The following is a 13,138-nucleotide window of genomic DNA, read 5'->3' on the forward strand; positions in this document are numbered from 1 at the left end:
CTCCTTGAAAATGATCTTCTGGCTAGATACGCCGAGCGCGCTCAGGGCGTGAGGAGTGCTGCATCACGCAGCATGCCCGTCTGCGGGTGGCAGTTGATGTACTCGTAGCACTGATCGCCCGCATCGAAGACCGAAACCTCGTGGTGGAATCGCAAATTGCCTAGGTCGGTGGCGATCTTGACGAAATCGCTGAAGATCCGGAGATGTGTGGCGTGTGATTCCGACCAACGCTCGAGCTTGTCGAGTCCTGTCCAGTGACCCAAGTTGTACGTCACGTCGAGGAACTCGCCGTCCAGATCAATGTTTCGTACGAAACGGTTGCTGTAACAGCCCACCTCGGGGCCGTTGTCACGGAGAAAATCCATGCCTGCCACAAGGACTGGCTGAAGCTTGTCCAGGTACAACGATCGCTCGTCGCCTACAGTTTCCGACCAGTCCTGTCCGGACCTGATGAGCGTCAGGTTGTCGTGCCCCTGGATGGTTACCCGCCCACCCCAGGCTGGATCGCCGGCAACTACTTTTAGCGCACCTGACGGCTCCATCCAGTCGGTCTGAGAGACCGGGATTCGGTCCCTCATGGATCCCCAGTAACCATGCTCCATAATGTCCCCGCTGATCGAATCCATGACGGATCCGACTCCCGGGGGAACACTGTCCTGGAATGTGTACAGCGTCTCGATCTGTTCGTCACGAGGCTTCAGGGTCTCCCGGAAGAAGCCGAGACCATCGGTCAGACGGTCCTCGGACTCCCACCAATTGGCCACCTCCGAGCAGCGCGCCCATCGGTCGTAAGCGGCGTTGTCCCTCCAGTAGCCCGCAGCCATCAGGTTTTCGTAGCCTTCAGCGTCAACGTGGTGCGTCAAGTCGTAGTTCAGCGGACCATCTTCGATCCCGAAGGTGGTGACGATCTGACGAAGGGCGCTCAGCGCTTTCGCGCGACTCTCCTCGCCGCGGAACTGAACACCGAAGAACCCCATCGCAACCTGCTGGAGCGTATGGTCGTGCCGACCCACCCACAGCGGGAACGCCGGCTCGTAAGAGTCGGGAACGCGTCGACTCAACGTACGGGGGCACCGGAGGTGCTCACTGATCGCAGATTCCATCTGCGCGACTCCTCATCTGTCGTAAGGGCCTGCTAATCGGGCAGGTCCTGTGGGATGAGACACAAACTATCGCGCGGCTCGGCGTCTGAGTTGTCTATGCGTGACGCCTACTTGGATATGCGTGCCGACAGTGGGAACGGGCGGCTGTTCGGAATGGCGAAGGGACTGACCAACGGCGCCGAGAACAATTCTCGGCGGCTGTCTCCCGGTGGCCCTTGAGTGATTGGATCAGTCAACGTCCACCGACCGCGATCTTGTACTGGAGCGGACTCATTCCGTATGCCTTTTTGAATGTCCGACTGAACAGAGACAGGTCGTTGAAACCCCACTTCCGGGCCACACGACTGATGGTCAATCCCGGGCCCAGTTCGCCGGCAATCTCTCGGCGGCATTGCTCGATACGTCGATTTCGCACGAACCCTGCGACAGTCGCTCCGTGTTCCGCAAAGACTCTATGAAGGTGCCGCACTGATACGTTCATTCCCGCAGCAATTGTGGTGGGCGACATCGACGAGTCGCCGAGGTTGGTGTCGATATATGATGTGGCCGACCGGAATAGGTAGTCGGCTTGTGTGCATTGCTCCGGCGCTATCGCGGTGCGCAGAACTGCGCTCACTAGATCTCCGACCTCGTCGACGATTGGACTACTGGTCCCGACGCCGGTGGCGGCAAGATCATGCAGAAATCGGCCAAGCAATCCAGATGTTCCGTCACTCCCTTTGAATGCCAGTGCCGTCAGGCGGCCCACCTCAGTGTCGGTGAAGGACAAAGATCGCCGTGGCCACGTAAAAACTTCCAAATCCCAAAGGCCGTCACTGGAGCTTCCGTTCACTCTCCAGTCGAAGGGGCAAGCGGTTTCATAGAAGACGAAATCTCCAGGTTCCAACTGGCATTCACGTCCGTTTTGTGAAACTTGAGCTCGTCCGCGTCGAACCATTCCAATTTGAAGATAGTCGGCGCAGTCAGAGTTGATGAGGATGTCGCTGCGAGTGATGCGCTGCTCGGTTGATTGAACTCTCGATACCCTTAGATGCGAAAGTTCAAATGTTTGCACCTTTCCGGTAAACTGCGAATCGCGATCAATACCAGATAAGCTGAGTGCGACAAAGTGGTTACGTAATAGCGATGACCACTGGGATGCTTCGTTTGCCACTTCCGGGTTGCTTGGATCGCACTCGGTAGTCATGGGTACCTCGAATGTTCGTATGACGAATGAAGCGTGAATGCATGGTTCGACCCGAGTCGCAGTATAGGGCGCTCATCGGGCTACCGGTAGATGTCGGGGCGCAAAGCTTCATGGCGCCGCCCCTACGGTCGCGACGACATCCGAACCGCCTGCGTGGCTTGGTCTTAACGGCTTCGAGAGACGCCGGAACCCACCCAGCCGGCACCGGAGCCGACACGGCCCAAGGAACCGACCGGTCAGGTCGAACCTGCCGACCGGTCGTCCATACGTTTCGGAAACTCAGCGTCGACCCGGCCGTGCTCGCCGCCGCGGTGCGAAAGCACTGCACTTCACCGATGCCGAGCAACGGTCCCCGATAGACGCCCCTCGGCCTTAGCTGACGGCACGCTCGCGATGCCGTGCGGTGGCCCGTAGTCAACATCCAAGAATCCTGCGGTGTTGACCGCGGGCGCCCATCGCCAGAATGCTCAGATCTATTCGTGCGCAGTATGATCCGTCGTGGGTTGCTCGGAAGATATTGCTACAAAACGGTTCGCCCTTGGAGACGTACACATGAGAGACCGTCCTCGCTCGCGTTGCCATGACAAGGAGATCCAATAATGTTGCCGATGAACAGATTCCAATCACTGATCTCACCGCTGATGCGACTCCCGTCCAGATGCTTTCCTACGCATGCAACGCAGTCGGTCGGCGGCCGGCAACCTACTCGCCGCCGCCACTTCCTGGATCGCTGGTTCAGCGCCATCGCGTCGCCGGTGTAGCCCTATTGGATACCTCGCAGCAAATGGGGGCAGCTCCCTGCCTGATTCGGAGGCGGTTGACGCCGGTCCGGCGCTCACACGCAGGCCGAGCGTCCAGTGCGGGAATTGCTGCGGGAGCACGTGGTTGGTCGATACCGACTATCCGGTGGGGTTGGGGTGATCGGATCCGACACGGTTGTGGCGCTGGCCCGGTGTCAGTACCGGATCCTGCGCGTCCCGCTGCAAACAGTCGAGACCGTTGGCGGGCGCTACTTCCAACCCACCGCTCCATTGCAGTTGGTGTACGAGCGGATCCTCATCGACTGCGATGAGACCGCAGCCCCCGTTCTGCAGGATGGATGGCAGGTCCGCCAGGTGGGCGCGAGCACTGCGCAGCGAGACCACTCCCCGCCCGGGTGACTGTTGCGCTCGAACACCGCCGAGCCCAACAGCAGTGAATGGAGCGGACAGAGCGGAGGCGGAGTATCTGCGCAGCCGCCGCGAGACTCTGCGCCGCCACCACATCCACGCTGAAGCGCTGGCATCTTCCGTTCCATGCCACAACACTCCGTGTGAGCGGTCCTGGGGAACGCGCACCCCACGCTAGCGCCATCGGCACCGAACCGGAAAGGTCGCGATCGCCTCCTACTTCGTACGATGTTTGAACTGTGACGGGGCCGGAGCCTTCGGGCACGTGCAAGGAACATCCGAGAAATGTGGGTGCGTGGCCGATGCAAGGGGCCGCCGGAGCAGACCGCGGGTGCAGTCGCTTCGACGGCCACGCAACCACCTGCACACAAGATGGTCGGACCGCCGCCGCCCCTCAGTGGTCGCGGCCCTTCTACGCCACATACTCGCGACGGCGACGGCGACGGCGACGGCGACGGAGGTGGGCTACTCCGTGAAACGTCGACACGAAGCGTTCCCGGGACGCGGTCGCCGTGCCGAGATCGACGACACCCGAGTCCCGACGGCGACGGAAGTCCGTGAACGACAGAATGCGCGTACGGTTTTTCGCCCCAGCCGCACACTCAGACCGTCACGATCCTCCCCCAATTCGGGATACCGCACGCTGATGATGAGCACTCCTGCGTGCGTTGTTGGGCGATGACACCCTGATCTCGACCGCGGTGGCGATGGCGGCATTGCATCGGATGCCGCCGTCCGGCGTGGCGATATCCTGGAGGAGATCGTCCGGAGTTGTGGGCATGCCGACCCGGGGTGCCGCGTGGGCGGAAAGTGCGTACCTGATGACCGACAGTGATCCGTTCCGAACCCAACGTGACGTCGCCGTGGCGGTCGAGGACGAGTTGCGTGCAGTCGGTTTCGATGAGGCCGAGGAGATCGGTCGCGGTGGTTTCGGTGCGGTGTATCGCTGCATTCAGACGGTGCTGGAGCGGATGGTGGCGGTGAAGGTGCTCACCGCCGAGCTGGACGACGAGAACAGGGAGCGGTTCTTCCGGGAGCAGAAGGCGATGGGCCGGCTGACCGGCCACCCGAATATCGCGAGGGCGTTGCAGGTCGGGATCACGGATTCGGGTCGGCCTTACCTGGTGATGCCGTACTACCCGCAGGGATCCCTCGACGATCGGATCCGGCTTCATGGTCCGCTCAGCGCGGCGGAGGTGCTGCGGGTGGGGGTGAAGATGGCCGGGGCACTCGAGACCGCGCATCGGGCCGGTGTCGTTCACCGCGATGTCAAGCCCGCGAACATCCTGCTCACCGACTACGGCGAGCCACTCCTGGCGGATTTCGGTATCGCGCACATCACCGGTGGGTTCGAGACCGCGACCGGGACGGTCAGCGGGTCCCCGGCGTTCACTGCACCGGAGGTGCTCGGTGGGGATCCGCCGACGCCCGCCGCGGATGTGTACGGGCTCGGCGCCACTCTTTTCGCCGCGCTGACCGGGCACGCCGCCTTCGAGCGTCGCAGCGGGGAGCAGGTGGTGGCGCAGTTCCTGCGGATCACCACGGAGCCTGTGCCCGACCTTCGCGTGAGCGGTGTCGACAACGGTGTGGCTGCGGTTATCGAGCACGCCATGGCTCGCACACCTGACGAGAGGCCGACTGCCGGTGCCCTCGGCGAACAGCTTCAACGACTGCAGGCGAACAGCGGGTTCCCGGTCGACCAGATGGCACTGCGAGCAGAACCGGAGGCCCGGGACCACGTTGGTGGTCCGGCAGTGCCCCTGACCACCGGCCGCTCACCTGCCGGTCCCTCGACGGGCGTGAAGGGGAATCTTCCGGCGGAGCTGTCCACGTTCGTCGGCCGCCGCGCCGAGCTGGCGGAGACGAAGCGGCTGCTGTCGGTTTCCCGGTTGGTGACGTTGACCGGGATCGGCGGAGTGGGCAAGACACGGCTGGCGTTGCAGGTTGCGTCGAACAGGCGGCGGGCATTCGCGAACGGGGTGTGGCTGGTCACGCTGGGGGACTTGCGCGACGGGGCCCTGCTCGAGGGGGTGGTCGCCGACGTGCTGGGGCTGCGCTCGCGGTCGACGCGGCCGCTGCGGGAGGTCCTGGTGGATTTCCTGGCGACGGGGAAGTTGCTGCTGGTGTTGGACAACTGCGAACAGGTGGTCGACGCGGCGGCGTTGCTGGCCGCGACGCTGTTGTCTGCCTGCCCGGGTCTGCGGATCCTTGCCACCAGCCGCGAGGCCTTGAACATCGAAGGTGAAGCGGTGCTGAGGGTGCCTCCGCTGACGCTTCCCGATCCGGACCGCGAACCGCAGCTGCAAGGAATGCTCCGATATGACGCGGTCAGCTTGTTCGTCGAACGCGCCGCCGCCGCACTGCCGGGATTCGAACTCAACTCCGGCAACGCGGCCACCGTCGCGGGGATCTGCGCTCGCGTGGACGGGCTACCGCTGGCCGTCGAACTCGCGGCCGCGCGGTTGCGGGCCCTGTCTCCAGATCAGATCCTGCAGCGGCTCACCGACCGCTTCACGCTGCTCGCGCGCGGCAGCCGGCACGCGCCGACCCGTCAGCAGGCGCTGCGTCTGTGTGTCGACTGGAGTTACGAGTTGTGCACCCCGACCGAGCAGCAGCTCTGGGTGCAGTTGTCGGTGTTCGCCGGCGGCTGCGAACTCGATGCCGTCGAACAGGTGTGCCGGAGCGACTTGGAATCAGACGATCTGATCGACGTGCTGGCCGCCCTGGTCGACAAGTCCATCCTGATCCGGGAGGAGTCGGGAACCGCGGTGCGGTTCCGGATGCTCGAAACCCTGCGCGACTACGGCCGTGAGAAGGCGCGGGAATCCGGCGAGTTGTCGAACCTGACGAACCGGCATCTGCACTGGTACAGGCAGCTGGCGCTCGACGCGGAGGCCGGGTGGATCAGTGCCCGGCAGCTCGACTGGATCGACCGCCTGGACCGCGAGCAACCCAACCTCCGAGAGGCTCTCGATTTTGCCCTCACCGACAGTGCGGGGTCCGATGATGCATTGACCTTCGCGACGGCGCTGCAACCGTTCTGGCTCGCGCTCGGCAGACTCGGCGAGGGACGGCACTGGACCGCCCGCGCCCGCACCCTCCGTCCTGCGCCCGCACCCTTGGTACGTGCAAGGGCCATGTACCGCGATTGCGTGATGGCGATGGTCCAGGGAGATCTTGCTGCGGCGGCTGCCCTGGTCACCGAAGCCAAGGCGCTCATCGAACAGTCCACGGACCCACTTACTCGTGCATTCGCAGAATTCACCTGGGGACACCAAGAGCTTTTCAGCGGCGAAGTCGGCCGCGCGAGCGAACATTTGAAGGGCATTCACGACATTTTCGCCGCACATGGCGATCTCATTGCGCAAGTATGGGCACTGATCGCACTTGGGTGGGCTTACGGACTGAATGAGGACACCACCGGGGCCCTCAAATGTCATGAGAAGGTTCTCGCACTCACAGAATCCCACGGCGAATCGGTGTTTCGGTCACACGCACTGTGGGCCGCCGGGGTCGACCTGTGGCGCCAGGGCGACCGCGACCGTGCGCTTCGGCTGCTGCAGGAGGCACTTGCCCTCGTCCGCCCTCGGAAAGACGCGTTCCTCGCCGCACAGTGCATTGAGGCCATGGCGTGGATCGCATCCGCCGAGGACGACGCCCTGCGTGCTGCCGTGCTCCTGAGCGCCGCACAGGCTATGGGTCAGGTGACGGACGCCTCCTCGGTGGTGTTCCCGAATCTGATCGTCGATCACGACGAGTGTGAACGATCCACCCGCAGAGCCCTTGGCCAGCGGGCGTTCGAAGCCGCACACCGCGAAGGCCAGTCGCTCGATCTCGACGCCGCCATCGCCTACGCTCTCGGCCAGGGCCCCGAGTCCGCCTCGCCGACCGCGGAACCGTTGCCGGAGCTGACAAAGCGGGAACGGCAGGTGGCCGACCTCGTCGCCGAGGGGCTGACCAACAGGACGATCGCCTCCAATCTGGTCATCTCCCAACGCACCGTCGACGGCCATGTAGAGCACATCTTGACCAAACTGGGCTTCACCTCGCGGGCCCAGATCGCGGCGTGGGTTGTCGAGCACCGACAACATTGAGATGAAGCCCGCACTAGGGTTTTTGTCACTCACGTGTTCCAAGAAGCTCGTACGAGTCCCGACTTCAGCGACGGCGGATCACGCCGCCCTCCGCTTACCGCGGGAAGCATGCCTTGCGTTCAACGTGGGCGACGCGTCATCGGCATCGAACCAGGCGGCAGGGAAGGAAGTCCGTTCCAATGCCATCAGCAACCCATTAGCGGCGGCCGGGTGTCCGACCGCCTCGATCACGGAATGTGCGCCGAGCCCGTCGAACCCGGCCACGTAATGCTGATCTACACCGCCGAACCCGACTCCCCCTCAGCCGAACGACTCCGGCTCCTCGCCTCCTGGAGCGCGGAACACCGCGCCCGCGACACCGAGTCATCCGGAGCCGAGGGTCGAACAGCAGCATCGCAGTCGAGGCTTGCCACTATTCAGGGCGACACCCGAAACTATGAAGTTGACGAAAAGTGATGGTCGCACTGCCGTCGGACCCGCAGAGTGGTTCACCGGAGCAGTTACATCGACGGTGTTCGCAATCCTGACGATCGGTCCGCGGTGGGGTGCGCCCATGTCCGACTCACGCCCGGTGCCCGCACGCCCTGGCACACCCATCCCAAGGGCCAAACGCTGCACGTGACCGACGGCATCGGCCTCGTGGACCGCCACGGCGGACAAGCCCAGGAGATCCGACCGGGCGACGTCGTCAGCATCGAACCGAACGAAGTGCACTGGCACGGCGCGCCACAACCGGACCACTTCATGGCACACCTGGCCATCCAGAAAGCCGACACCGACGGTCGAGTGGTGACCTGGCTCGGCCACGTCACCGACGACGAATACCGGACGTGAAGACCACAACCTCTCCCCGCCACCACAGACCCCACAGACGCCCCCTCGCGGGGAGCCGCCCCCGCGAGGGGCCGCCCCCTCGCGGGGCCGATGTCACTGTGCAGTGGCAGGCACACCGACCGGCTCAGCGGCAGCGGAGTCCGCCGTGGGATAGATGGGGTACTCCACACCCGAGAGGTACTGGACGGTGCGCACAACCTGGCACGAGTAGCCGAACTCGTTGTCGTACCAGACGTAGAGAATGGCGGTGTCGCCGTCGACGATCGCCGCGTTCGCATCGATGATGCACGCCGCGCGTGATCCGATGAAGTCGCTGGACACGGCGTCGGTCGCAGCGGTGTAGTCGAGGTTCCGACTCAGCGCGCCTGTCAGCGATTCCTGACGAAGATGTTCGAGCACTTCATCTTTGGTGGTCTCACGAGTGAGCTGAAGGTTGAGGATCGCGACGGAGACGTCCGGGGTGGGTACGCGGATCGAGTTGCCGGTGATCTTTGCCTTCAGCTCGGGAAGCGCCTTCGCGACCGCCGATGCGGCACCGGTCTCGGTGAGCACGAGGTTGAAGGGCGCCGATCGGCCACGCCGGTCGGCCTTGTGGTAGTTGTCCAGCAGGTTCTGGTCGTTGGTGAAGGAGTGCACGGTCTCGACGTGGCCTCGCACAACGCCGAACTCGTCGTCCATGGCCTTCAGCGGCGGGACGATGGCATTGGTGGTGCAGGATGCGCACGACACGATGCGCTCGGTCGGGTCGAGGTCGCGGTGATTGACACCGTGCACGATGTTGGGGACGTCACCCTTTCCGGGTGCGGTGAGCACCACCTTGGCCACACCCGGGCGGAGGTGCTTCGCCAGCCCGTCGCGGTCGCGCCAGATCCCGGTGTTGTCGATCAGGATGGCGTTGTCGATGCCGTACTCGGTGTAGTCGACGCTCGTCGGATCGTTGCTGTAGATGAACTTGATGACGTTGCCGTTGGCGATCAGGGTGTTGTTCTCGGTGTCGACCTTGATCGTGCCGTTGAACTGCCCGTGGACAGAGTCACGACGCAGCAGCGAGGCACGCTTGATCAGGTCGTCACTGCCGCCCTTCCGGACCACCACGGCACGCAGGTTCAGTCCGTTACCCGAGCCGGCCTTCTCGATGAGCAACCGAGCCACGAGTCGACCGATACGTCCGAATCCGTAGAGGATCACATCCTGCGGCTGCGGAGACGTCGGCGTGGTGCTGACCAGTTCGGCAAGGCTCTGTGCAACGAACTCCGGGATCGACGCTCCGTTGCCGTTGGCGCGGTACGCCATCACCAGCAGTCCGAGATCGATCTTGGACGGCCGGAGATCGAGGTGTGTCAGTGCCTCGAGGAAGGGGAAGGTCTCCTCGACGGACAGCTCCTCGCCTTCGATCTGCCGGGCGAAACGATGGGTTCGCATGATCTTGATGACCGACTTGTTCACCAGGGAGCGGCTGTGAAGCAGGATGGTCACCGAGTGCGTGCGGTGTAGGCCGCCGATGATCGGGATCATTGCTTCCGCAAGAGCCTCCTCGGAGTTCCACTGTGCCAATTCCGGTGTGCTCACTGCGCTCCTCTGCCTTTCCGGCTCGTGTGACACGTCCGTGGGTTGGATGCAGCCCCAGACGAGACGCACGTCACTCGCCGGTCAGCGTTCTGAATCGGTGGAACAGTCCGCGACGGACGCCGATTACGACGTGCGCGACACCAAGCATATGGAAGCACTCCTTCGGGTCGACAAGTCGGTCACCGAAACCGTCCCGCGGGCGTGGACCCGGTCGCCTCACGGGAAGGACAGCCCCGGGTTCTGTGCCGCTTCATCCGGGCTACACCTCGGTTGTGAGGGCAGCAATGCAACGCCTGCTGAACCTTGCCCCCGTCCGGCTCAAGTCGTCCATCGGCGACGAACTCGTAGCCCTTCCGGGTACGTGGAGCCCAACATCGACCACCTCGCCGGCTCGTCCAGTGGACAGGGCAGGGAGCAGAGGGACGGACGGCGGCGGAACAACATAGGGAACCAGAGGTGCGGGGCAGCCTCCGCGTCCACTCGATTGTTGGTGTCACACCGCCCCCGACCCAGGTTCAGCGGCGCAGGTATTCCCTGTCGGTGACGTGGTCGAGCCATGTCGTGGTGGCGTCCGGGTCATCGGCGTTCTCGAGCATCGCGAGGTGCTCCATGAAGTCGTCGGGGGTGGCACCGTGCCAGTGCTCCTCCCCGGGAGGGCAGTACACCGTCTCGCCAGGATGCACCTCGACGACGTCGCCGCCTCGGGACTGCACCAGGGCCATGCCCGACGTCACATGCAGTGTCTGTCCACGCGCGTGCGAGTGCCATGCCGTGCGGGCACCCGGCGCGAACCGCACACGGGCAACAACCATCCGCTGATCCCCGTCCTGCGGTACCGCAATCGGGTCGAGCCACACGTCCCCGGTGAACTGCTCGGGCGGGTTCTTGATCGTGGCAGGTTTCGACAGCTTCTGCATCAGTTGACCTTTCGAGATTCGGTTGACTCGACCGTGGCCGGGGCTGCTGCCAGCGTCGTGGCCGCCCACGAGGTGAGGAGCTTGAGTCCGTCATCGGACGGCGACCCGGGCAGGGCGGTGTAGACGTTGAGTTGCAGACCTGCGTCCGCGGGAAGTTCCAGCGCCTCGTAGGCGAGTTCGAGCCGCCCCACCGCCGGATGGTGGAAGACCTTCGTTCCGCTGCGGTGGTAGCGCACGTCGTGCGACGCCCACATCCGGCGGAAATCCTCACTGCGCGTGGACAGTTCCCCGACGAGAGCGATGAGCTCCTTGTCGTAGGGGTTCTTCCCTGCCTCGGCACGCAGGATGGCGACGGCGTCGTGCGCCGTCTTCTCCCACCGCTCTCCCCAGAACTGTTGGGCCGCATCGCCGTCCAGGAAGTGGAACCGCGCGGTGTTCACGGGCTGGTGTGCGATCCTCTCCGGCGAGTCGTACATCGGCGCGTACAGCGCACGGCCCAGCAAGTTCGCCCCCAACACATCGAGCCGACCGTTGCGCACGAACGCGGGCAGCCCCTCCATCGAGTCGAGGATTCGCTGCACGACGGGGCGCAGCGTCGCCGGTGACTTCCGGCGCGCCCGGGACCGTGCGGCCCCGGACGCGTTCGCGGCCCGCGCGAGGTCGAACAGGTGGCCGCGTTCCGCCTCGTCGAGCTGCAACGCCTCCGCCAACGCCTCGAGCACCGACTCGGACACACCGCTGAGATTGCCGCGCTCGAGCCGGGTGTAGTAGTCGACGCTCACCCCGGCGAGCATCGCCACCTCCTCGCGTCGAAGTCCCGGCACCCGGCGGTTCCCGCCGTATGCCGGCAGTCCCGCCTTGTCAGGTGTGATCCGGGCACGCCTCGAGGCGAGGAACTCACCCGTCTCCGCCTTCAGATCCATGCCTTCGACGGTACGACCGGAGCACCGCACATGGGAGGTACTGGCAGTACCGGGCACGACCGGCACTCCCCGAGCAGCGCAACCGGGCTCTGCCTGGACGTCATGACCCACACCCGCATGCCACCGCGCGGCACGACGGCGAGCGGCTCACCACGCTCGTCCTCGATCCTCGCGATCATCCTCGTCGTGTACTTCACCCGCACCCGGCGTCCTGAACTCGGTCCACCAACTCGGCGGAGCACTCGGACCGAGCCTTGTCCTCGCCGCAACGGACTCGTACCCGGCGGCCATGCTTGCCTCGGTGGCACTGATGGAGGGGGCGCTCGCGGCCGCCGTCGGGCTCGTCATGCCCGGCGCGGCGAACTTCCCGCGAACGAGGTAACAGCAGACCCTCCCTGATTCCGCCCACCGTTCCTACCGTGGAAGGCATGCCTGTGAATCCCGTCCCCACCCTGACGCTGAACAACGGCGTCACCATGCCCGCCCTCGGCTACGGCGTCTACCAGACACCCCCGGCCGAGACGATCACCGCCGTGGAGTCCGCGCTGCGTACCGGATACCGACACATCGACACCGCCGCCGCCTACGGCAACGAGCGTGAAGTCGGTGCGGCGATCCGCCGGTCCGGACTGGACCGCTCCGACCTCTTCATCGAGACCAAGGTCTGGATCAGTGACTACGGCTACGACGCGACCCTGCACGCGTTCGACAAGGGTGCCGGCAAGCTCGGCGTGGACCAGATCGATCTGCTGATCCTGCACCAGCCGCTCCCGACCCGGTTCGATCTCACCGTCGAGGCCTACCGGGCGCTCGAGACACTGCTCGCCGACGGCAGGGTCCGATCGATCGGTGTCAGCAACTTCATGCCCGACCACCTCGACCGGCTGCTCGGGGCGGCCGCCGTGGTTCCCGCCGTCAACCAGGTCGAGGTGCACCCCTACTTCCGGCAGCCCGACGTGCTCGCCGCCGACGCCGAGCACGGCATCCTCACCCAGGCCTGGTCGCCGATCGGCGGCATCACCTTCTACCGCGACGGCCACAGCGGCAGCACCCTCGACGACCCGACGCTCCGCGCGATCGGCGACGCGCACGGCAAGTCCGCCGCTCAGGTGATGCTGCGCTGGCACCTGCAGCAGGGCCGCTCCGCCATCCCCAAATCGGTCACCCCGCGACGCATCACCGAGAACTTCGACGTCACCGACTTCGTACTCACCGACACCGAGCTGGCCGCGATCGACGCCCTCGACACCGGTGTCCGCGGCGGCCCCGAGCCCGAGGCGATCACGCTCGAGAACTTCGGCCTCGCCATCCCCGAAGCCTGACCAGATCCACCAGAACAGGAA

The 13,138-nt window shown here is 64.6% G+C and carries 8 protein-coding genes; 3 read left to right on the forward strand and 5 right to left on the reverse strand.

Annotated elements, in window-relative coordinates:
• Positions 1-41 precede the first annotated feature (41 nt).
• Both oxdA and ACWDUM_RS09315 read right to left on the reverse strand, forming a co-directional pair.
• Entirely contained in the window at positions 42-1,103 is a 1,062-nt protein-coding gene (oxdA, locus tag ACWDUM_RS09310; RefSeq protein ID WP_450133753.1) for an aliphatic aldoxime dehydratase, read from the reverse strand.
• Between the two features lie 232 nt (positions 1,104-1,335).
• Positions 1,336-2,256, reverse strand: a complete 921-nt coding sequence (locus ACWDUM_RS09315) for a helix-turn-helix domain-containing protein (RefSeq protein WP_450133754.1) — start codon at positions 2,254-2,256, stop codon at positions 1,336-1,338.
• A 2,023-nt stretch (positions 2,257-4,279) separates the two neighbouring features.
• Between ACWDUM_RS09315 and ACWDUM_RS09320 the strand changes: the two genes are divergently transcribed.
• Both ACWDUM_RS09320 and ACWDUM_RS09325 read left to right on the forward strand, forming a co-directional pair.
• A complete protein-coding gene (locus ACWDUM_RS09320; protein WP_450133755.1) occupies positions 4,280-7,552 on the forward strand; it encodes a protein kinase domain-containing protein in 3,273 nt (1,090 codons plus the stop codon).
• A gap of 540 nt (positions 7,553-8,092) precedes the next feature.
• Positions 8,093-8,386, forward strand: a complete 294-nt coding sequence (locus tag ACWDUM_RS09325; protein WP_450133756.1) for a cupin domain-containing protein — start codon at positions 8,093-8,095, stop codon at positions 8,384-8,386.
• Positions 8,387-8,479: 93 nt separating this feature from the next.
• On the opposite strand, the gene ACWDUM_RS09330 is transcribed toward ACWDUM_RS09325, so the two are convergent.
• The 3 genes from ACWDUM_RS09330 to ACWDUM_RS09340 form a co-directional block, all read right to left on the reverse strand.
• Positions 8,480-9,955 (reverse strand): glyceraldehyde-3-phosphate dehydrogenase, encoded by a 1,476-nt coding sequence (locus ACWDUM_RS09330; RefSeq protein WP_450133757.1) that lies wholly within the window; start codon positions 9,953-9,955, stop codon positions 8,480-8,482.
• Positions 9,956-10,470: 515 nt separating this feature from the next.
• Entirely contained in the window at positions 10,471-10,872 is a 402-nt protein-coding gene (locus tag ACWDUM_RS09335) for a (R)-mandelonitrile lyase (protein ID WP_450133758.1), read from the reverse strand.
• The gene (locus ACWDUM_RS09340) at positions 10,872-11,795 is read right to left on the reverse strand and encodes a helix-turn-helix transcriptional regulator (RefSeq protein ID WP_450133759.1); all 924 of its coding nucleotides are present in this window, start codon (positions 11,793-11,795) and stop codon (positions 10,872-10,874) included. Before ACWDUM_RS09340 ends, ACWDUM_RS09335 begins: the two co-directional genes overlap by 1 nt.
• A 428-nt stretch (positions 11,796-12,223) precedes the next feature.
• On the opposite strand from ACWDUM_RS09340, the gene ACWDUM_RS09345 reads away from it, so the two are divergent.
• Positions 12,224-13,117 (forward strand): aldo/keto reductase, encoded by an 894-nt coding sequence (locus ACWDUM_RS09345; protein ID WP_450133760.1) that lies wholly within the window; start codon positions 12,224-12,226, stop codon positions 13,115-13,117.
• The last annotated feature ends 21 nt before the right edge of the window (positions 13,118-13,138 follow it).

Source organism: Rhodococcus sp. NPDC003322, from assembly GCF_053589555.1.

Excerpts from the sequence above, each read along its gene's own strand:
- oxdA (WP_450133753.1), bottom strand. The coding sequence starts at position 1,103 with ATGGAATCTGCGATCAGTGAGCACCTCCGGTGCCCCCGTACGTTGAGT.
- ACWDUM_RS09320 (WP_450133755.1), top strand. The coding sequence starts at position 4,280 with ATGACCGACAGTGATCCGTTCCGAACCCAACGTGACGTCGCCGTGGCG.
- ACWDUM_RS09335 (WP_450133758.1), bottom strand. The coding sequence starts at position 10,872 with ATGCAGAAGCTGTCGAAACCTGCCACGATCAAGAACCCGCCCGAGCAG.
- ACWDUM_RS09340 (WP_450133759.1), bottom strand. The coding sequence starts at position 11,795 with ATGGATCTGAAGGCGGAGACGGGTGAGTTCCTCGCCTCGAGGCGTGCC.
- ACWDUM_RS09345 (WP_450133760.1), top strand. The coding sequence starts at position 12,224 with ATGCCTGTGAATCCCGTCCCCACCCTGACGCTGAACAACGGCGTCACC.